The sequence below is a fragment of the Luteimonas aestuarii genome (assembly GCF_004357985.1).
In the GTDB taxonomy this organism is placed as follows: Bacteria; Pseudomonadota; Gammaproteobacteria; order Xanthomonadales; family Xanthomonadaceae; genus Luteimonas; species Luteimonas aestuarii.
In genome coordinates this window covers 1-17582 of the sequence record NZ_SMTF01000025.1, presented here as the reverse complement: position 1 = coordinate 17582, position 17582 = coordinate 1, and the positions used below count along the sequence as shown (strand labels likewise).

Sequence of the window (17582 nt, the reverse complement as noted above, 5' to 3'; positions counted from 1 at the left end):
CTGGCGCGCCGCTTCCTGGCGGGCTGCCTCCTGCTGGGCGGCTTGCTGGCGCGCGGCCTCGGCTTCCGCGGCCTGCTGCTGTTGCACCAGTTGCTGCGCAGCCTGTTCCTGCGCCACGCGCTGCTGCTCGAGGCGCTCGCGCTCGAGTTGCTGGCGGCGCTGGTCTTCCTGCTCGGCGGTGAGTTGTTGCTGCTCGACGCGGCGCGCAACACCGGCTTCCGAGGTTGCGATGGTCGAAGACAGGCGCTCGAGCGCTGGGTGCGACTTGTCGGCGCGCTCGATCAGCGCGAGCAGGCGACGGGCCTCGTCGAAGTCCTCGCGGTCGCGACTCTGTTCGGTGGCGATCACCGTCATCGGCAGCAGGTCGATCAGCGCACTGGACACCCCCGCGTCCGCAGGCTGCTTCTCGCGCAGCGCAAGGTAGTACTCCATTGCGTTGTCGCCACCGGGTGCGTAAAGCCGGCTTTCCTGGTACGCCTTGGACGCCGCCTCGCGCAGCTGTTCGGGCGTCATCGCGGCCACCGCCTCCGCGGCCTGCTGCTGTTCCGCGGCGGCCTGCGCGCTGGCCGCCGCCGGATCGGCGGTGGCGGTTTCCGGCGCATCCTTCGAGCAGGACGTCGCCAACACCGCCATCGCGATCACGAGCGCCATCCGCAGCGGTACCTGCCTTCCGGCCATTGTGGTCTTGCTGGACATCGAAACTCTCCCCTGTTGCGCATGGGTCGCGCTGCGTAAGGACGCGACAGCGGCGGCCGTTTGTCAACTCCCGCGACCTTCCATTGTGGCCCGGGGCGCTATTTGCCGATGCAGAAGGTCGAAAAAATGTGACCGAGTAGATCATCCGGACGCACCCGCCCGGTGATCTCACCCAAAGCATCGTGCGCCTGGCGCAGGGCTTCGGCCGACAGGTCGAGCATCCCGCCGTCCAATCCCCTGCGCGCTTCGGCCAGTTCTGCGGAGGCGCGGCCCAGCGCGTCGACATGGCGCTGCCGCGCCGTGAAGGCGCCCTCGCCGCCGTCGGCAGCGCCCATCCAGGCGTGCAGGCGCGCTTCCAGCGCGGGCAACCCGGCGCCGGTACACACCGACACCCGGAGGACGCCGTCGTTGCCTTCGCCAGCTTCGCGCTCTTGGTCGCCCGCGGGCAGCAAGTCCAGCTTGTTGTGGACGACCAGACATTGGCCGGTCGCAGGCATGACGCCGCCGATCGCCGCGATCCCGGCCTCGGGATCGCGCGCATCCAGCACCACCAGCGCCAGGTCCGCACGCTGCAGCTCCGCCTGCGCGCGTCGCATGCCTTCGCGCTCGATGGCGTCGCCGCCTTCACGCAGTCCGGCGGTATCGACCAGGGTGAGTTCGATGCCCCCCACCCGCACGGTCTCCTGCAACAGGTCGCGCGTGGTGCCGGCAATGTCGGTGACGATGGCGCGGTCGCTACCGGCCAGTGCGTTGAGCAGCGAGCTCTTGCCTGCGTTCGGCGGGCCGACGATCACCACGTGCAAACCGTCGCGCAGCTTGCGGCCGCGCTCGGCTTCGGCCAGCAAGGTGGCCAGCCCGCCTGCGGCGTCGCGCAGGCGCGCGCCAACCTCGTTGCCGCCGAGTGTTTCGATGGGTTCATCCACGAAATCGATCATCGCCTCGACATGCACGCGCAATGCCAGCAGCGCCGATGCGATGGCGTCGACGCGACGCGAGAATTCGCCCTCCAGCGAACGTCGCGCGGCCTGCGCGGCCTGCAGGTCGGCCGCGGCGATCAGGTCCGCCACTGCTTCGGCCTGCGCCAGGTCGAGCTTGCCGTGGAGGAAGGCGCGCTCGCTGAATTCACCGGGCCGCGCCCGGCGCGCGCCATGCATGCAGCACAGGCGCACCAGCTCGTGCAGCACCGCGGGGCTCCCGTGCACCTGCAGTTCCACCACGTCCTCGCCGGTGAAGCTGGCCGGTGCCGGGAACGACAGCGCGATGCCATCGTCGACGGTCGTGCCCTCATCGCCCGCGAAGCGCACATGGTGCGCATGGCGTGGCCGCAGCGGGCGCCCGCACAGCTTTTCGGCAATGCTGCGCGACGCCGGGCCGGACAGGCGCACGATGCCGACGCCGCCGGCACCGGCTGCGGTGGCGATGGCAACGATGGTGTCGGGCGCGGCGTGCGGCGTCATGTCGGTATGGTCGCAGAAACACGAAGCCCGCCGACCGGCGGGCTTCGTCGCGGAAGACGGCGGGGATCAGGCCTTCACCGGGGCCTCGCTGTACTTGCGGATCATCCACCACTGCTGCAGCAGGCCGAGGCCGCCGTTGACCACCCAGTACAGGACCAGGCCGGCCGGGAAGAAGACCATCATCACGCCGAACACCAGCGGCATCATCTGCATGATCCGCTGCTGCATCGGGTCCATCCCGACCATCGGCGACAGCTTCTGCGTGGCCCACATCACCGCGGCATTGATCACCGGCAGGATGAACAGCGGGTCGCGCGCGGTCAGGTCCTGGATCCACAGGATCCAGGGCGCGTGGCGCAGTTCCACCGACTCCAGCAGCACCCAGTACAGCGCGAAGAAGATCGGCATCTGCAGCAGGATCGGCAGGCAGCCACCGACCGGGTTGATCTTCTCCTTCTTGTACAGCTCCATCATCGCGACCTGGAACTTCTGCTTGTCGTCGCCGTAGCGCTCCTTGAGCTGCGCGATGCGCGGCTGGAACTTGCGCATCCTGGCCATCGACTTGTACTGCGCGACCGACAGCGGGTACATCAGCAGCTTGACCAGCAGCACCAGGCCCACGATCGCCCAGCCCCAGTTGCCGAACACGCCGTACAGCAGCGCCAGCACGCGGAACAGGCCCTCGCCCAGCCAGGCCATGATGGTGAAGCGGCTGTAATCGACCACGCGGTCGAGGCCACGCACCTGCTGTGCCTGGATCTGCTCGACCAGCTTCGGTCCGATCCACAGCCGCGCGCTGGCGCTGGCCTGCTGGCCGGGCGCGACCACGATCGGCGCCTTGCCCATGTCGCGGATGAAGTAGCGCGGCGCGCCGCTGCTGCGGTCGGTGTCCAGCACCACCTCCACCTCGGCCTGCGGCACGTCCGGCAGCCAGGCGGTGAAGAAGTGGTGCTGCACGAACGCGATCCAGGCGTTGGTGTCGGACTGCTGCACCTTGCCGTCTTCGAAGTCGGTGAACCAGCGCCGCGAGTAACCATTGTTGGCGCCGAACCAGGTGGCGCCGGTCAGGCTGAAGGACTCGGGGTTGGTCATGCCGCGCTTGATGTTGGGCGAACCCCGCATCAACTGGCGGTAGGCCACCCCCTGCCACGCGGCCGAACCGTTGTTGACGATGTCGTCGCGCACGGCGACGGTGTACTGGCCGCGCTGGAAAGTGAAGGTGCGGCGGATGGTCACGCCATCCGCACCACGCCAGAGGAACGGCACGACCAGGGTGTCGCTGCCATCTCCAAGGCGGTACTCGGTTCCGGGTGCTTCCGGCACGAAACCTTCGATGTGGTTGGGCGCGGGGTTGGTGGCGCTGACCCAGCCGGTCTGCGCGGCATAGAAGCGTCCCGGGTCGTCGTCGAACAGGATGACCGGCGGGCTGCTCTCGTCACGCGTCTGCGGATACTGCAGCAGCTCGGCGCGGCGCACGCTGCCGCCATCGACCAGCAGGCGCAGCACGTCGGTTTCCACCCGCACCGCGCCCGCGCTCGTGGCCGGCGTGGCGGTTTCCGCGACAGCGCCGGGGGCGCTGGGCAACGCGGGTGCGTCCGGCACGCCGGCCTGGGGCGCCACGGGCGCAGCGGGAATGCCGCCGTTGGGCGTCGACGCCGCGCCGGTTGCCGCTGCGGTCGGCGCCGTGGCAACCGGCGGCGCAGCCTTTTCCTTGCTCCACTCCATCCACAGCAAGGTCGCCACCATCAGCCAGGCGAGGATCAGGAAGGTACGGGTCTGGTTCATCAGGCGGGCGAGCTCATTCGCCGCGGGTCTGCGGCGTTGTCGTGGGTGGAGGGGAGGCGGGCGGCATTGTGCCGTCCACGCATTCCGGCGGCAACGCACCAGCACGGCGCAAGGCGTCGGTGAACGCGCCGCGCAATCGCATCGGCGCCTGTCCTGAAGCGGCATTGCGCGCGACCACGACGTAGGCGCCGGGCGACAGCGCTGGTCGCAGGGCGCGGAAGGTTTCGCGCAGGTTGCGCTTGATGCGGTTGCGTTCGACGGCGCGGGTATCGACCTTGCGCGACACTGCCAGGCCGAGCCTGGGCGGGGCGGCATCGCGCAGCCAGTGCACGGCCAGCAGCGGCGTCGCGGTGCGACGGCCGTCCTTGAACACGAGGTCGAATTCCGGACGCGCGCGTACCCGCGCCTGGCGCGGGAAGCGATGGTCGTTCTGGGGGGGAGTGTCGCCGGTTCTCACGTCCGAACCGGGGGCGGCACTCAGGCCGAGAGGCGCGTGCGGCCCTTGGCGCGGCGACGGGCCAGGATCTTGCGGCCGTCGGCCGTCTTCATGCGCGCACGGAAGCCGTGGTCGCGCTTGCGCTTGAGGTTGCTGGGCTGGTAGGTGCGCTTGGTGGCCATGGCGGTGTTGCTCTCAGCGGTGACGCGATTGACAGAACCGGAGATTCTAACGGCGCTCGAACGTACACGTCAACCGCTGCCTGCCCGGGCCGGTCGACGCCGGCACGGTCGCGGATGGGCCCGGGCACCTTGCCGGTGGTAGTCTGCCCTGCTCCCGTTCCCGCTGGCCAACGCGATCCATTCGCGTCAGGCGCGCCCTTCGACGACCCCGACCCACCCCATGGATGCCTGGCCCCGCTGCCTAGAACGACTGGAATCCGAGTACCCGGCGGAGGATGTGCACACCTGGCTGCGCCCGCTGCAGGCGCGCAGCGACGAGCACCGGACGGTGCTCTACGCGCCCAACGCCTTTGTCCGCGACGAGGTCGAGTCGCGTTACCTGGCACGGATCCGCGAACTGCTCTCGCACTACAGCGGCCACGGTGACGTCGCACTCGAGGTGGGCTCGCTGCCGCGCCCGGCCGCGGCCAAGCCTGCCGCCACGGCGGGCTTGCCGCCAACGGTGCCGGCACCGGTCGATTTCACCGGCAACCTCGACAACCACTACACCTTCGACAACTTCGTCGAAGGCCGCAGCAACCAGCTCGGCCGCGCCGCTGCGTGGCAAGCCGCGCTGAAGCCCGGCGACCGCACGCACAACCCGCTGCTGTTGTACGGCGGCACCGGCCTGGGCAAGACCCACCTGATGTTCGCCGCTGGCAACGAGATGCGCCGCAACAATCCTGCCGCGCGCGTGCTGTACATGCGTTCGGACGATTTCATGAGCGCGTTCACCAAGGCGTTGTACGACCGGACCAGCGGCGGCATGCCGGCCTTCAAGCGGCAGTTCCAGGGCATCGATGCGCTGCTGATCGACGACATCCAGTTCTTCGCCGGCAAGGACCGCACCCAGGAAGAGTTCTTCCACACCTTCAACACGTTGTTCGACGGCAAGCAGCAGATCATCCTGACCTGCGACCGCTATCCGCGCGAGGTCGATGGCCTGGAGCCACGGCTGAAATCGCGGCTGTCGTGGGGGCTGTCGGTGGCGATCGACCCGCCCGACTTCGAGACCCGCGCGCAGATCGTGCTGTCGAAGGCGCGCGAGCGGGGCACCGTGGTGCCCGACGAGGTCGCATTCCTGCTGGCGAAGAAGATGCACTCCAACGTGCGCGACCTCGAGGGCGCGCTGAACACGCTGGCTGCACGCGCCAACTTCACCGGGCGCAGCATCACCACGGAGTTCGCACAGGAAACGCTGCGCGACCTGCTGCGCGCGCAGCAGGCGGCGATCAGCATCCCCAACATCCAGAAGACCGTGGCCGACTACTACGGTTTGCAGATGAAGGACCTGTTGGGCAAGAAACGCACGCGCTCGCTGGCGCGGCCTCGGCAGATGGCGATGGCACTGGCCAAGGAGCTGACCGAGCACAGCCTGCCGGAGATCGGTGATGCCTTCGGCGGTCGCGACCACACCACGGTGCTCCATGCCTGCCGCCAGATCCGCACCCTGCAACAGAGCGACGGCAAGCTGCGCGAGGACTGGGACAAACTGATCCGTAAGCTCAGCGAGTGAGCGCCCACGAGGTCGCTGCCGTTCGCTCACGGGCAACGTACACTTGGCAACGAACGCGAGGGATGGTGGATCGCGCGGGGCAAAACCGGGATATCTTGTGGATAGCTGAGGGGCCATGAAATCCATCCACAGCTTGTCCGCAGAGCCGCAGGATGTTGTCCGCATGGTTTAACATGCTCTTTAGTTCAACAAAATCAATAACTTGGATTTGTTTTCCCACATTTCCGCCCTGTACCAGCACCACCACTTTCAGTTTTTAATCCTTATCCGAAGAGCATCAGGCCACAGGAATCCTTCCGCATGCGTTTCAGCCTGCAACGAGAAGTCCTTCTGAAGCCGTTGGCCCAGGTGGTCAACGTCGTCGAACGCCGCCAGACCCTGCCGGTGCTGGCCAACCTGCTGACCCAGGTCAACGGCGGGCAGCTGTCGCTGACCGGCACCGACCTCGAGGTCGAGATGGTGTCGCGCAGCAGCGTGGATGATGCCGAGGATGGCGAGACCACGATCCCGGCGCGCAAGCTGTTCGACATCGTTCGCGCCCTGCCCGATGGCAGCAAGGTCACCGTCAGCCAGTCCGGTGACAAGATCACGGTGCAGGCCGGCCGCAGCCGCTTTACCCTGGCCAGCCTGCCGGCGAACGATTTTCCGTCGATCGACGAGGTGGAGGCCACCGAGCGCGTGAGCGTGCCGGAAGCGGCGCTGAAGGAGCTGATCGAACGCACGGCGTTCGCGATGGCCCAGCAGGACGTGCGCTATTACCTCAACGGACTGCTGTTCGACCTGGCAGACAAGCGCCTGCGCTGCGTGGCCACCGATGGCCACCGCCTGGCCCTCTGCGAGACTGCGCTGGAGGCAACGGTGCAGACCAAGCGCCAGATCATCGTGCCGCGCAAGGGCGTGCAGGAACTGCAGCGCCTGCTGGAAGGTGGCGACCGCGAGCTGGTGCTGGAAATGGGCCGTAACCACCTGCGGGTGAAGCGGGACGACGTCACTTTTACCAGCAAGCTGATCGACGGCCGCTTCCCCGATTACGAAGCGGTGATTCCGATCGGTGCCGACCGCGAGGTCAAGGTGGACCGCGAGGCCCTGCGGGCGTCGCTGCAGCGTGCGGCCATCCTGTCCAACGAGAAGTACCGCGGCGTGCGCATCGAGGTTTCGCCCGACCTGCTGAAGATCAACGCGCACAATCCGGAACAGGAAGAGGCGCAGGAAGAGCTGGAGGCCGACACCAAGGTCGATGGCCTGGCGGTCGGCTTCAACGTCAACTATCTGCTGGACGCCCTCACCGCCCTGCGCGACGAGCATGTCGTGGTGCAGTTGCGCGATGCCAATTCCTCAGCGTTGGTGCGCGAGGCCGGCAGCGACAAGTGCCGCCACGTGGTGATGCCGCTGCGCCTGTGACCGGACACACCCCTCGACCACGGCATGCGACAGGACGCCCGGAGCAATCCGGGCGTTTTGCTGTGGTGTGTGCGTTTGGGAGCACCCCATGCGGGTGACCCGGCTGGAAGCGCGCGACCTGCGTTGCTTCGACGCCCTGCAGATCGGCCCGGGTCCCGGGCTCAACCTGCTCGTGGGCGGCAATGGTGCGGGCAAGACCAGTGTGCTCGAGGCATTGCATCTGATGGCATATGGCCGGAGTTTCCGTGGCCGGGTACGTGACGGTTTGGTGCGTCGCGGCGCGGATGCCTTGGAGGTGTTTGTCGAATGGGAGGAGTCGGGCGATCCGGGCCGGGTGCGCAAGGCCGGCCTGCGGCATACCGGCCAGGCGTGGGTCGGCAAGCTCGATGGCACCAGCGTCGACCAGCTCAGCCAGCTTTGCGCCGTGCTGGAAGTCGTCAGTTTCGAGCCAGGGAGCCATGCCCTGATAGACGGTAGCAGCGAGATCCGCCGCCGATACCTCGATTGGGGGCTGTTCCACGTGGAACCGGACTTCTTCCCGGTCTGGCGCAAGTACAGCCGCGCCCTCCGCCAGCGCAATGCCTTGCTGAAAGCGCAGGGCGGCGATCGTCAGCTCGACAGTTGGGATGCCGAGCTCGTCGAAGCGGGGGAACCCCTGTCCCGCTATCGCCAGGGATACATCGACCGCCTGCAGCAGGAGCTGCCTGCGCTGGTGTCGACCCTTGCACCCTCGCTGGGACAGGCGGAATACCGACTGCATCCGGGCTGGAAGCAGGCCGATCTTCCGCTGGCCGACGCCCTTCTGCTTGCACGTGACCGTGATCGCGCAGTCGGGCATACCACCGTGGGGCCACACCGCGCGGACTGGCAGGTCTCGCTTGCGTCGGGCGCCAGCCACGACACACTCTCGCGCGGGCAAGCCAAGCTGCTCGCCCTGACCTGCCTGATGGCACAGGCGCAAGCCCTCGCCGCAGACGTCGCAGGCGGCTGGCCCGTGGTGGTCCTGGACGACCTGGCTTCCGAGCTGGACCAGGCGCACCAGCAACGCGTCCTGAACTATCTGACGGGCACGGGTGCGCAGGTCTTCATCAGCGGAACCGAGTTGCCGCGCGCCCTGTCCGAGACGGGCGCGCAACCAAAAGTGTTCCACGTGGAACATGGTCGCCTGGAGGCGGCGGGGTGACGTCCAGCACACCGGGGTGGCCATCGCCCCGGATGCTATAATTCCGCGTTGAATCTCTATATCTATGGTGTGCCCGCGCTGCCGTCTCCCGGTGCCGCGCGGCCGCCGTTGCCATGACGACGCAGATGACCGACGAAACCGTCCAGCCCGGCTCCGACAACAGCTACGATTCCAGCAAGATCACCGTCCTGCGCGGCCTCGAGGCCGTCCGCAAGCGGCCCGGGATGTACATCGGCGACGTGCACGATGGCACCGGCCTGCACCACATGGTGTTCGAGGTGGTCGACAACTCGATCGACGAAGCGCTGGCCGGCCATGCCGACGACGTCTTCGTGCGCATCCACGAGGATGGCTCGGTCTCGGTGTCGGACAACGGTCGCGGCATTCCGGTCGACACCCACAAGGAAGAAGGACGCTCGGCGGCCGAGGTCATCATGACCGTGCTGCACGCCGGCGGTAAGTTCGACGACAACAGCTACAAGGTGTCCGGCGGCCTGCACGGCGTGGGCGTCTCGGTGGTCAATGCGCTGTCGAGCAAGCTGACGCTCGACATCTGGCGCGACGGCCACCACCACCACCAGGAATACGCGCTGGGCGAGCCGGTCGCGCCGCTGCAGCGGCTGGAGGCCTCGGACCGCAAGGGCACCACGCTCCGCTTCTGGCCGTCGGCCGAGATCTTCACCGATACCGAGTTCCATTACGACATCCTCGCGCGCCGCCTGCGCGAACTGTCGTTCCTCAACTCGGGCGTCAAGATCACCCTGATCGACGAGCGCGGCGAAGGCCGCCAGGACGTGTTCCAGTACGAAGGCGGCATCCGCAGTTTCGTCGAGCACCTGGCGCAGCTGAAGACGCCGCTGCACCCGCATGTCATCTCGGTGACCGGCGAACAGAACGGCATCACCGTGGACGTGGCCCTGCAATGGACCGACGCCTACCAGGAAACGATGTTCTGCTTCACCAACAACATTCCGCAGAAGGATGGCGGCACCCACCTGCAGGGCTTCCGCTCGGCACTGACGCGCACGTTGAGCAACTACATCGAGCAGAACGGCATCGCCAAGCAGGCCAAGGTCAGTTTTTCCGGCGATGACATGCGCGAGGGCTTGATCGCCGTGCTGTCGGTCAAGGTGCCTGATCCCAGCTTCTCGTCGCAGACCAAGGAGAAATTGGTCTCATCCGACGTGAGACCGGTTGTTGACAGCACGTTCGCGGCGCGTTTGGAGGAGTTCCTGCAGGAACACCCCAACGAAGCCCGTGCGATCGCCGGCAAGATCGTCGACGCCGCCCGCGCCCGCGAGGCCGCGCGCAAGGCCCGCGACCTGACCCGCCGCAAGGGTGCCCTGGATATCGCCGGCCTGCCCGGCAAGCTGGCCGACTGCCAGGAAAAGGACCCGGCGCTGTCTGAACTGTTCATCGTCGAGGGTGACTCGGCCGGCGGCTCGGCCAAGCAGGGCCGCAACCGCAAGACCCAGGCGATCCTGCCGCTCAAGGGCAAGATCCTCAACGTCGAGCGCGCGCGTTTCGACCGCATGCTCGGCAGCGCGGAAGTGGGCACCCTGATCACCGCGCTGGGCACCGGCATCGGCAAGGACGAGTACAACCCGGACAAGCTGCGCTACCACCGCATCATCCTGATGACCGACGCCGACGTCGACGGCAGCCACATCCGCACCCTGCTGCTGACCTTCTTCTACCGGCAGATGCCGGAGCTGATCGAGCGCGGCCACGTCTACATCGGCCTGCCGCCGCTGTTCAAGATCAAGCAGGGCAAGGCCGAGCTGTACCTCAAGGACGAGGCCGCCCTCGACGCGTACCTTGCCGGTAATGCGGTCGAAGGTGCTTCGCTGGTGCCGGCCGAGGGCGAGCCGCCGATCGAGGGCGCGGCGCTGGAGAAGCTGCTGCTGGCGTATGCCGGCGCGCGCGAAGCCATCGCGCGCAACGCGCACCGTTACGATCCGCAGCTGGTCGAGGCACTGGTCGACTTTTCGCCACTGGATGCGCGGCGGCTGGCGGACAACACCGATGAACGCCACGAGCTGGCTGCGCTGGAAAGGCGCCTCAACCAGGACGGGTTGGGCAAGCCGCGCTACGCGCTGGAATTCCAGCCGGCCGGCGAAAGCCAGGGCGCCACGTTGCTGGTCAAGCGCCGGCACATGGGCCTGGAATCGATCCAGGCATTGCCACTGTCGGCATTCGAAGGCGGCGAACTGCGCGCCGTGCGCGATGCGGCCGCGTTGCTGCATGGCCTGGTCCGCCCGGGGGCGCGCATCGTCCGCGGCAACCGCGCACAGGACGTGACCAGTTTCGCCGAGGCACAGGCCTGGTTGCTGGAAGAAGCCAAGAAGGGCCGCCAGATCCAGCGCTTCAAGGGCTTGGGCGAGATGAATCCCGAGCAGCTGTGGGAAACCACGGTCAATCCTGAAACCCGCCGCCTGTTGCAGGTCCGGATCGAGGATGCAGTGGCCGCCGACCAGATCTTCAGCACCCTGATGGGCGATGTGGTGGAGCCGCGCCGGGCCTTCATCGAGGACAACGCCCTGCGCGTGGCGAATCTCGACATCTGACGAAGCCCGCACGCGCTGGCGGAACGCGCACCCTGAACGCGACCGCGGTCGGGTGCCCGCCGTTGACGAAAATTTAAGCTGGGCGCAGTGACACTGCGCGTCCGATCCGAGGGGTGTGACATGAAGCACGGAGTTCTTGCACTCGCGATGGTGGGCGCACTGGCCGCGTGCGCGACCACCACGTCGTCGACCGGCCGCACCCAGTTTGTCGGTGCCGTCTCGCAGGCCCAGCTCAATCAGCTGGGAGAGCAGGCGTTTACCGAAGCCAAGCAGAAGGGGCCGCTGAGCACGGACACACGCCAGAACGCGTACGTGCGCTGCGTCGTCGACAGCCTGGTGCGTGAACTGCCTGCGCAGCAGCGCCAGATCGCATGGGAAACCGCGGTCTTCTCCCAGGATGAGCCGAACGCGTTCGCGCTGCCGGGCGGCAAGGTGGGCGTGAACTCGGGGCTGTTTTCGGTGGCGCGCAACCAGGACCAGCTGGCGGCGGTCATCGCGCACGAGATCGGCCACGTGGTCGAGAACCACCATGACGAACGCATCACCCGGCAGATGGGCGCGGCAGGCGCCGTGCAGCTGCTCGGATCGCTCGCCGGCAACTACGGCCAGGCGGCTGCGCAGGGCGGTAGCGTCCTGGCGCAGACGGGCTTCCTGCTGCCCGGTTCGCGCGCGCAGGAAACAGAAGCCGATATCGTCGGCCAACGGTTGATGGCCAGCGCTGGCTACGATCCGCGCGGCGCGGTCTCGCTGTGGCAGAACATGATCGCCGCGGGCGGTAACCGCCCCCCGCAGTGGTTGTCCACGCATCCCGATCCGCAGAGCCGCATCGGCGAACTGCAGGCACGCGCGGAGCAGCTCATGCCAACGTTCGAACAAGCCCGCGCCGCAGGCCGCAGGCCGAGCTGCGGCTGATTGCACGCTGCAGGGCGCCCACCGCCGGGCGAACCTGCACGGAGTTGGATTCGCACTACAGGTCTGGTCGACGCCGCGTGCCATGCGTACGCTTCAGCGGCCAACCACTGACGAGAGAAGGTGAGAAAGATGAAGACCCTGTTCCGCACGACCCACGCGAAGTTGTTCGTCGCCCTGGCCCTGGTGTTCGCCACGACCTCGGCCAATGCCCAGCGCTCGCTGGAGGAACGTCGCAACGCACGCCAGCAGCAAAGCAGCCAGGCAGCGGCAGCACCCGCCGAGGCCCAGTATCCGAATGCGACGCGGCAGGAGCCCGAAGCCAGGGCGTCCGCGCGCATGGGCCAGCGGCTCAACCGCCTGAGCACCGCCTACAACGACGGCGACTTCGATGCGGTTCCCGCACTCGCCGAGGACATCCTCTCGCAGGCCAATGCGAACGATTACGACAAGTCGGTAGCGAAGCGGCTGCTGGGCGCGGCGCAGGTGGGTGAAGACCCCGCCGCCGCCATTGCGTCGTTCAACGAGGCGCTCGCCTTCAACGGGCTGAACAACAACGACCATTTCGACACGATGTGGATGGTGGCCCAGCTCCACGCGCAGGAGGGCCAGAACGAGCAGTCGCTGGCGGTGCTGGAGCGGCTCGCCGCCGAAACCAATGCGCAGGTTCCCGATCACCTGGGCCTGAAGGGCATCGTGCTGTACCAGATGGAGCGCTACCCGGAAGCGATCACCGCGATCGAGGCCGCGATGCAAGCCGCCGAGACGCCAAAGCCGGAGTGGACCCAGATCTTGATGGCCAGCTACGTCGAGACGGGTGATGCGTCGAAGGCGACCGCGCTGGCCGAACAGATCGCCGCCAACGCACCCGGCGACAAGCAGTCCCAGCTCAACCTGGCCGCGACCTACATCCAGGCCGACCAGTACGACCGTGCGCTGCCGATCTACGAGCGGCTGCGTGCGGCCGGCGAGCTGACCACCGAGAGCGAATACCGCAACCTGGCGGTGATGTACCTCAACTCCGGGGAAAAGGAGCGCGAGGCCATTGCGGTCATCAACGAAGGTCTCGAGAAGCAGATCCTCAAGGGCGACCACGCGATGTACAACATGCTGGCGCAGGCTTACTACTTCTCCGACCAGCCCGGCCCGGCCATCGATGCTTACCGCAAGGCCGCGCCGCTGGCGCCGGATGGCGAGACCTATCTCAACCTCGCCAAGGTGCTGTGGGCCGAGGGTCGCATGCCGGAAGCGAAGCAGGCGGCCCAGCAGGCGCTGGACAAGGGCATCCGCTCGCCGGACGAAGCGCAGCGCATCCTCCGCCAGCCTGGCTAACAGCAAATTGGGGGCGTGACCAGATGGTGCACGCCCGCAGGATTGGTATAAGCTTCGGCGTTCGCGTGGCCTGCAACGGCCACGATTTCGCCAACGGCCCCGCGGCCGCCGCCTGGACAGACTTGAGTTGATCGCATGACGCAATACTCGCCGAGGACCAGCAGGAACGACGAAGACGAAGGTCTGAACTGGGCCCGTATCGCTGGCTTTACCCTGGTGGTGGCTGTCCACGTCGCCGCACTGATGCTGCTGATGGCACCGGTGGCGCCGCCGACGATCGCCCAGGAAGACACTGACGTGACCCGCGTGGTCATCATCGAACCGCCACCGCCACCACCACCACCACCGCCGCCGCCGCCGGAGCCGCCGCCGCCGCAGGAAATCCGCCAGCTGGCGCCGCCGCAGCCGAGTCCGTTGCCGCCGCCGCCGGAAGACCCGCCGGTGGTCTTCGATGATCCGTCGCCGATCGACACCCCGGCGCCGCCGCCAGCGCCGCCGGCACCGCCCGCCGCCCAGCCCGATATCGCGGGTGGCGAGGTCGATGCCTCGACGCGCTCGCAGTTCCCGATCCAGTACCCGCCGGCCGCGGCGCGCTCTGGCATCACCGGCACCGTGATCGTGCAGGTGACCTACGACGCAAGTGGCCGCATCACCGACGCGACCATCTTCCGCTCCAGCCGCAACCGCGACCTTGATCGCGCGGCGCTGCAGGGCGTGCGCCGCTGGACGGTCAATCCCGGCCGTCGCAACGGCCAGGCCGTGGGCGGCGTGGCGAACGTGACCGTGGACTTCACGCTCTGATCCGTATTCAAGCCCGTCGGTCGTCCGGCGGGGACCAGTTGCTCCAACCGCACCAAGAACCACCCCTTCAAATCACTAAATCCAAAAGGTAAGCGTCATGCTGCAGGAAACCCTCAACGCCGCCGCTGGAACCGGCAACAGCGCCGAAGCCCTGACGCAAATGGGCTTCGCGAACATGATCGAACACATGACTCCGGTGAACTGGATCGTGTTCATCACGCTGGTGATCATGTCGATCATGTCGATCTACTGGATCGTCTTCAATTTCATCAAGAACATCGGGCTCAAGAAGAACTCCGACCGCGTCATTGCCACGTTCTGGGAAACCCCGAACGCGCAGGACGCGATCCGCTTCATGGAAGAGCAGCCCAAGAGCGAGCCGTTCTCCAAGGTCGCCCTCGACGCCGCACAGGCCGCCGCGCACCACCAGCGCCATGAAGGTTCGCGCCTGGTCGAAACCCTCAACCGCTCCGAGTTCGTCGATCGCGCGCTGCGCCAGGCCGTGACCCGCGAGTCGCTGAACCTCGAGACCGGCCTGACCCTGCTGGCCACCGTGGGCGCCACCGCGCCGTTCGTCGGCCTGCTGGGTACGGTGTGGGGCATCTACAACGCGCTGATCCGCATCGGTGCCACTGGCCAGGCCGACATCGGCGCGGTCGCAGGCCCCGTCGGCGAGGCGTTGATCATGACCGCGATCGGCCTTGGCGTCGCGATCCCGGCGGTGCTGGGCTACAACTACTTCGTGCGGCTGAACCGCAACACGAACAACAAGCTCGACACCTTCGCGCACGACCTGCACGACTTCTTCGCCACCGGCTCGCGCGTCGGCGAAGTGCAAGGTCGCTGAGCGAACGACACAGACTGACGCAGGAGATCCGACATGGCCTTCAGTTCAGGCGGCGGAGACGGCGGACACGGCAAGGTCAACGCCACGATCAACATCGTGCCGTTGGTCGACGTGATGCTGGTGCTGCTGATCATCTTCATGGTCACGGCACCGCTGATGGCGCACAAGGTCAAGGTGGAGCTGCCACAGGCCAACCTTGACGAGCGTCCCGACAAGGCGCCGCCCGCACCGCCCTTGACCATCGCGATCACTGCGAACGGCAACCTGTACCTCAACGACCAACCGGTGACGATCGACCTGCTCGATAGCACCCTGGCCGTGGAGGCGCAGAAGACGCCGCAGCCGCCGGTCAACATCCGTGGCGACGCGACCACGCCGTACCGGACCGTCAACGAAGTCGTCAACCTCGCGCAAGCCAAGGGCATGCGCAAGGTCGGCTTCGTCGCGGCCCGCGAACAGTAACGGAACGGGAGAACTCAGATGGCTTTCTCATCCGGCGGAGGTGCAGATGGCGCGCCGATGGCCGACATCAACATCATCCCGTTGTGCGACATCATGCTGGTGCTGCTGATCATCTTCATGGTCACGGCCCCGCAGGTGTCCTACCCGATCGACATCGATCTGCCGCAGCGTTCGACGAACCCGCCGCAAACCCCGACCGAACCACCGCCGCCAATCCGGCTGCGGATCGACGCGGGTGGCACGGTGTTCTGGAACGACAGCCCGACCCCGGTGTCCGCGCTCCGCAACATGATGGAGTCGGAAGTCCAGCGTGACCCGGCCAACCAGCCGACGCTGGAGATCGACGTGGCTGAAGACGCGGAATACGGGATGCTGGCACGGGTCCTGGCCGCGGCGAAGAACGCGCACATGCAAAAGATCGGTTTCGTACGCAGGCAATAGCAACAGCAATACAGCAGCCGGCGCCCTGCAGCGCGCCAGCCCGCTTACCGACGCAAACCTTCAACGCCGTCCAACAGGACGGCGTTTTTTTTGGCACGCAATCCCGGCATCGGATCACGCACAGATCGGGCTGCCGGGGAAAGGTGTGATGCATCACGCTTGGCACGGGATGTGCTCGCCAGCCAGGGAGCAGGTGACCCACGCAAGACGGAAAGGAGCCCGATGACAAGCATGATTCCCCCCTGACGCCGGAAGCGCTGGAGTGCATCGGCAAAGCAGCCAACATCCCGGACGGCTCGCCAAGTCCTGGGCGCACAGCTGACCCGGCTGTTGCAGGAGCGGCGGCAGCCGGGGATGACGTCCAGGCCGCGGGCGCGGCACCGACTCTACCCGGACCAAGGTAACGATCTGTCCTCCCGGTCGGCCGCCACCGGCGAATTTCAGATTGGGTTCGGTCGGATTGGATCGTCAGGCGACCATGTACGGATCGGCGCCGCAAGGCGCGCTGGGACAACCGGGCCTGACCGGGCCATACGACATCTCGTTCCACGGCCGAGAGCACACGCTCAACACCTTTTGCGTGGTGCTTGAGGACTGCCTGGGCCTGCCCGAGGTGTTGTGAGCCGCGGCCATGTCGCGACAGGGCAAGCGAGGCCCGCTGCCCGACCAAGGCCCGCGCGGAGGGTCCCGCCCGAAGACAGGCCGGTGGTGCCGCTTGCCCGGCGGGGCCGACAGGCGTAGCGTGGATCGCGCACACCGGTCCACGCGAGGAGGTCGCCATGGCTTTTTCCGATTCGGTTCCGCGCGGTCAGGCAATCGCCGAGATCAACATCATTCCCCTGTGCGATGTGCTGCTGGTGCTGTTGATCATCTTCATGGTCACGGCGCCCGCGCTGTCGTATCCGGTCAACGTCGACCTGCCGGGCAGCACGGACCGGCAACAGACACGCGACCCGCCCATGCCCATCCACCTGCGCATCGATGCGGGTGGGCAGGTGTACTGGGACGGGCAGGCGGTGTCGCGCAACGAACTTGCCGCGCGCATGCAGGCGCAGGCGGCGCGCGTCGTCGCCGAGCAGCCGTTGCTGAAGATCGATGCCAGTGGCGACTGCGAGTACCAGGCGGTGGCGCGGGTGGTCGCGCAGGCGCGCAATGCGGGGATGGCAAAAATCGGATTCGTCCGTCAGTAGCCAGACGCTCCACGCCGGACTTCCCCAGGCCCGGGGATGACACCGGCGCGCGTGGGCGCCAGCACTTTCGCGTCAGCCGTGCGCGTAGCCTTGGACTCACACACGCACAGGGCGTGCGCCCGGCGTGTCCGCCATTCCCCTGCTGACGCCCGAGGGGTTGGCGGCAATGCGCGGAAGACCATCCGTCGGTCCCGGGCAACTCGCAACGTCCTGGGTCTCGTTGACGCGTGTCGTGGTGAATGGTCTGGGCAGCAACCGGCATGGGGTCCGTGGCCGGCGACGGATGCAGGCCAGCCGGACGCACTACGCGACCTTTGAAATGGGTCGCGCCGGGGGGG

16 protein-coding genes and 1 pseudogene are annotated in these 17582 nt (G+C 67.1%); 12 read left to right on the top strand and 5 right to left on the bottom strand.

The window, feature by feature from the left end:
- The 5 genes and pseudogenes from E2F46_RS17030 to rpmH form a co-directional block, all read right to left on the bottom strand.
- A pseudogene (locus E2F46_RS17030) lies at positions 1 to 696 on the bottom strand (energy transducer TonB); the annotation flags it as partial.
- Positions 697 to 794: 98 nt separating this feature from the next.
- On the bottom strand, positions 795 to 2153 hold the full coding sequence (gene mnmE / locus E2F46_RS17025; RefSeq protein ID WP_133323782.1) for a tRNA uridine-5-carboxymethylaminomethyl(34) synthesis GTPase MnmE: 1359 nt from the start codon (positions 2151 to 2153) through the stop codon (positions 795 to 797).
- 66 nt (positions 2154 to 2219) lie between these two features.
- A complete protein-coding gene (gene yidC / locus E2F46_RS17020) occupies positions 2220 to 3938 on the bottom strand; it encodes a membrane protein insertase YidC (RefSeq protein WP_133323781.1) in 1719 nt (572 codons plus the stop codon).
- Positions 3939 to 3951: 13 nt separating this feature from the next.
- Positions 3952 to 4395, bottom strand: a complete 444-nt coding sequence (gene rnpA, locus E2F46_RS17015; protein WP_133323780.1) for a ribonuclease P protein component — start codon at positions 4393 to 4395, stop codon at positions 3952 to 3954.
- Positions 4396 to 4415: 20 nt separating this feature from the next.
- Positions 4416 to 4556, bottom strand: a complete 141-nt coding sequence (gene rpmH, locus E2F46_RS17010; protein ID WP_133323779.1) for a 50S ribosomal protein L34 — start codon at positions 4554 to 4556, stop codon at positions 4416 to 4418.
- 220 nt (positions 4557 to 4776) lie between these two features.
- Here rpmH and dnaA point away from each other — a divergent pair, with 220 nt between their 5' ends.
- From dnaA to E2F46_RS16955, 12 genes are all read left to right on the top strand, one after another.
- Complete coding sequence (gene dnaA / locus E2F46_RS17005) at positions 4777 to 6111, top strand: chromosomal replication initiator protein DnaA (RefSeq protein WP_133323778.1); 1335 nt, start codon at positions 4777 to 4779, stop codon at positions 6109 to 6111.
- A 300-nt stretch (positions 6112 to 6411) separates the two neighbouring features.
- Positions 6412 to 7512, top strand: coding sequence for a DNA polymerase III subunit beta (dnaN, locus tag E2F46_RS17000; protein WP_133323777.1), 1101 nt, complete (start codon positions 6412 to 6414; stop codon positions 7510 to 7512).
- Between the two features lie 88 nt (positions 7513 to 7600).
- The gene (gene recF, locus E2F46_RS16995; protein WP_133323776.1) at positions 7601 to 8695 is read left to right on the top strand and encodes a DNA replication/repair protein RecF; all 1095 of its coding nucleotides are present in this window, start codon (positions 7601 to 7603) and stop codon (positions 8693 to 8695) included.
- A gap of 125 nt (positions 8696 to 8820) precedes the next feature.
- On the top strand, positions 8821 to 11262 hold the full coding sequence (gene gyrB / locus E2F46_RS16990; protein ID WP_133323783.1) for a DNA topoisomerase (ATP-hydrolyzing) subunit B: 2442 nt from the start codon (positions 8821 to 8823) through the stop codon (positions 11260 to 11262).
- A 120-nt stretch (positions 11263 to 11382) separates the two neighbouring features.
- Positions 11383 to 12174, top strand: a complete 792-nt coding sequence (locus E2F46_RS16985) for a M48 family metallopeptidase (protein ID WP_133323775.1) — start codon at positions 11383 to 11385, stop codon at positions 12172 to 12174.
- A 129-nt stretch (positions 12175 to 12303) separates the two neighbouring features.
- Positions 12304 to 13503, top strand: a complete 1200-nt coding sequence (locus E2F46_RS16980) for a tetratricopeptide repeat protein (protein WP_133323774.1) — start codon at positions 12304 to 12306, stop codon at positions 13501 to 13503.
- Positions 13504 to 13638: 135 nt separating this feature from the next.
- On the top strand, positions 13639 to 14304 hold the full coding sequence (locus tag E2F46_RS17815) for an energy transducer TonB (protein WP_133323773.1): 666 nt from the start codon (positions 13639 to 13641) through the stop codon (positions 14302 to 14304).
- 97 nt (positions 14305 to 14401) lie between these two features.
- Positions 14402 to 15151 carry a MotA/TolQ/ExbB proton channel family protein gene (locus E2F46_RS16970; RefSeq protein WP_133323772.1) on the top strand — a complete coding sequence of 250 codons (750 nt, stop codon included), beginning with the start codon at positions 14402 to 14404 and terminating at the stop codon, positions 15149 to 15151.
- A 33-nt stretch (positions 15152 to 15184) separates the two neighbouring features.
- A complete protein-coding gene (locus tag E2F46_RS16965; protein ID WP_133323771.1) occupies positions 15185 to 15613 on the top strand; it encodes an ExbD/TolR family protein in 429 nt (142 codons plus the stop codon).
- A gap of 18 nt (positions 15614 to 15631) precedes the next feature.
- Entirely contained in the window at positions 15632 to 16054 is a 423-nt protein-coding gene (locus E2F46_RS16960; RefSeq protein ID WP_133323770.1) for an ExbD/TolR family protein, read from the top strand.
- A 478-nt stretch (positions 16055 to 16532) separates the two neighbouring features.
- Positions 16533 to 16676 carry a hypothetical protein gene (locus E2F46_RS17535; RefSeq protein ID WP_165967512.1) on the top strand — a complete coding sequence of 48 codons (144 nt, stop codon included), beginning with the start codon at positions 16533 to 16535 and terminating at the stop codon, positions 16674 to 16676.
- Between the two features lie 157 nt (positions 16677 to 16833).
- Entirely contained in the window at positions 16834 to 17244 is a 411-nt protein-coding gene (locus E2F46_RS16955; RefSeq protein ID WP_133323769.1) for an ExbD/TolR family protein, read from the top strand.
- Positions 17245 to 17582: the final 338 nt, after the last annotated feature.

Bases quoted from the DNA above. Each gene is read 5' to 3' on its own strand.
- mnmE (WP_133323782.1), bottom strand. From the start codon at position 2,153: ATGACGCCGCACGCCGCGCCCGACACCATCGTTGCCATCGCCACCGCA.
- yidC (WP_133323781.1), bottom strand. From the start codon at position 3,938: ATGAACCAGACCCGTACCTTCCTGATCCTCGCCTGGCTGATGGTGGCG.
- rpmH (WP_133323779.1), bottom strand. From the start codon at position 4,556: ATGGCCACCAAGCGCACCTACCAGCCCAGCAACCTCAAGCGCAAGCGC.
- dnaA (WP_133323778.1), top strand. From the start codon at position 4,777: ATGGATGCCTGGCCCCGCTGCCTAGAACGACTGGAATCCGAGTACCCG.
- dnaN (WP_133323777.1), top strand. From the start codon at position 6,412: ATGCGTTTCAGCCTGCAACGAGAAGTCCTTCTGAAGCCGTTGGCCCAG.
- recF (WP_133323776.1), top strand. From the start codon at position 7,601: ATGCGGGTGACCCGGCTGGAAGCGCGCGACCTGCGTTGCTTCGACGCC.
- gyrB (WP_133323783.1), top strand. From the start codon at position 8,821: ATGACCGACGAAACCGTCCAGCCCGGCTCCGACAACAGCTACGATTCC.
- E2F46_RS16985 (WP_133323775.1), top strand. From the start codon at position 11,383: ATGAAGCACGGAGTTCTTGCACTCGCGATGGTGGGCGCACTGGCCGCG.
- E2F46_RS16980 (WP_133323774.1), top strand. From the start codon at position 12,304: ATGAAGACCCTGTTCCGCACGACCCACGCGAAGTTGTTCGTCGCCCTG.
- E2F46_RS17815 (WP_133323773.1), top strand. From the start codon at position 13,639: ATGACGCAATACTCGCCGAGGACCAGCAGGAACGACGAAGACGAAGGT.
- E2F46_RS16970 (WP_133323772.1), top strand. From the start codon at position 14,402: ATGCTGCAGGAAACCCTCAACGCCGCCGCTGGAACCGGCAACAGCGCC.
- E2F46_RS16965 (WP_133323771.1), top strand. From the start codon at position 15,185: ATGGCCTTCAGTTCAGGCGGCGGAGACGGCGGACACGGCAAGGTCAAC.
- E2F46_RS16960 (WP_133323770.1), top strand. From the start codon at position 15,632: ATGGCTTTCTCATCCGGCGGAGGTGCAGATGGCGCGCCGATGGCCGAC.
- E2F46_RS17535 (WP_165967512.1), top strand. From the start codon at position 16,533: ATGTACGGATCGGCGCCGCAAGGCGCGCTGGGACAACCGGGCCTGACC.
- E2F46_RS16955 (WP_133323769.1), top strand. From the start codon at position 16,834: ATGGCTTTTTCCGATTCGGTTCCGCGCGGTCAGGCAATCGCCGAGATC.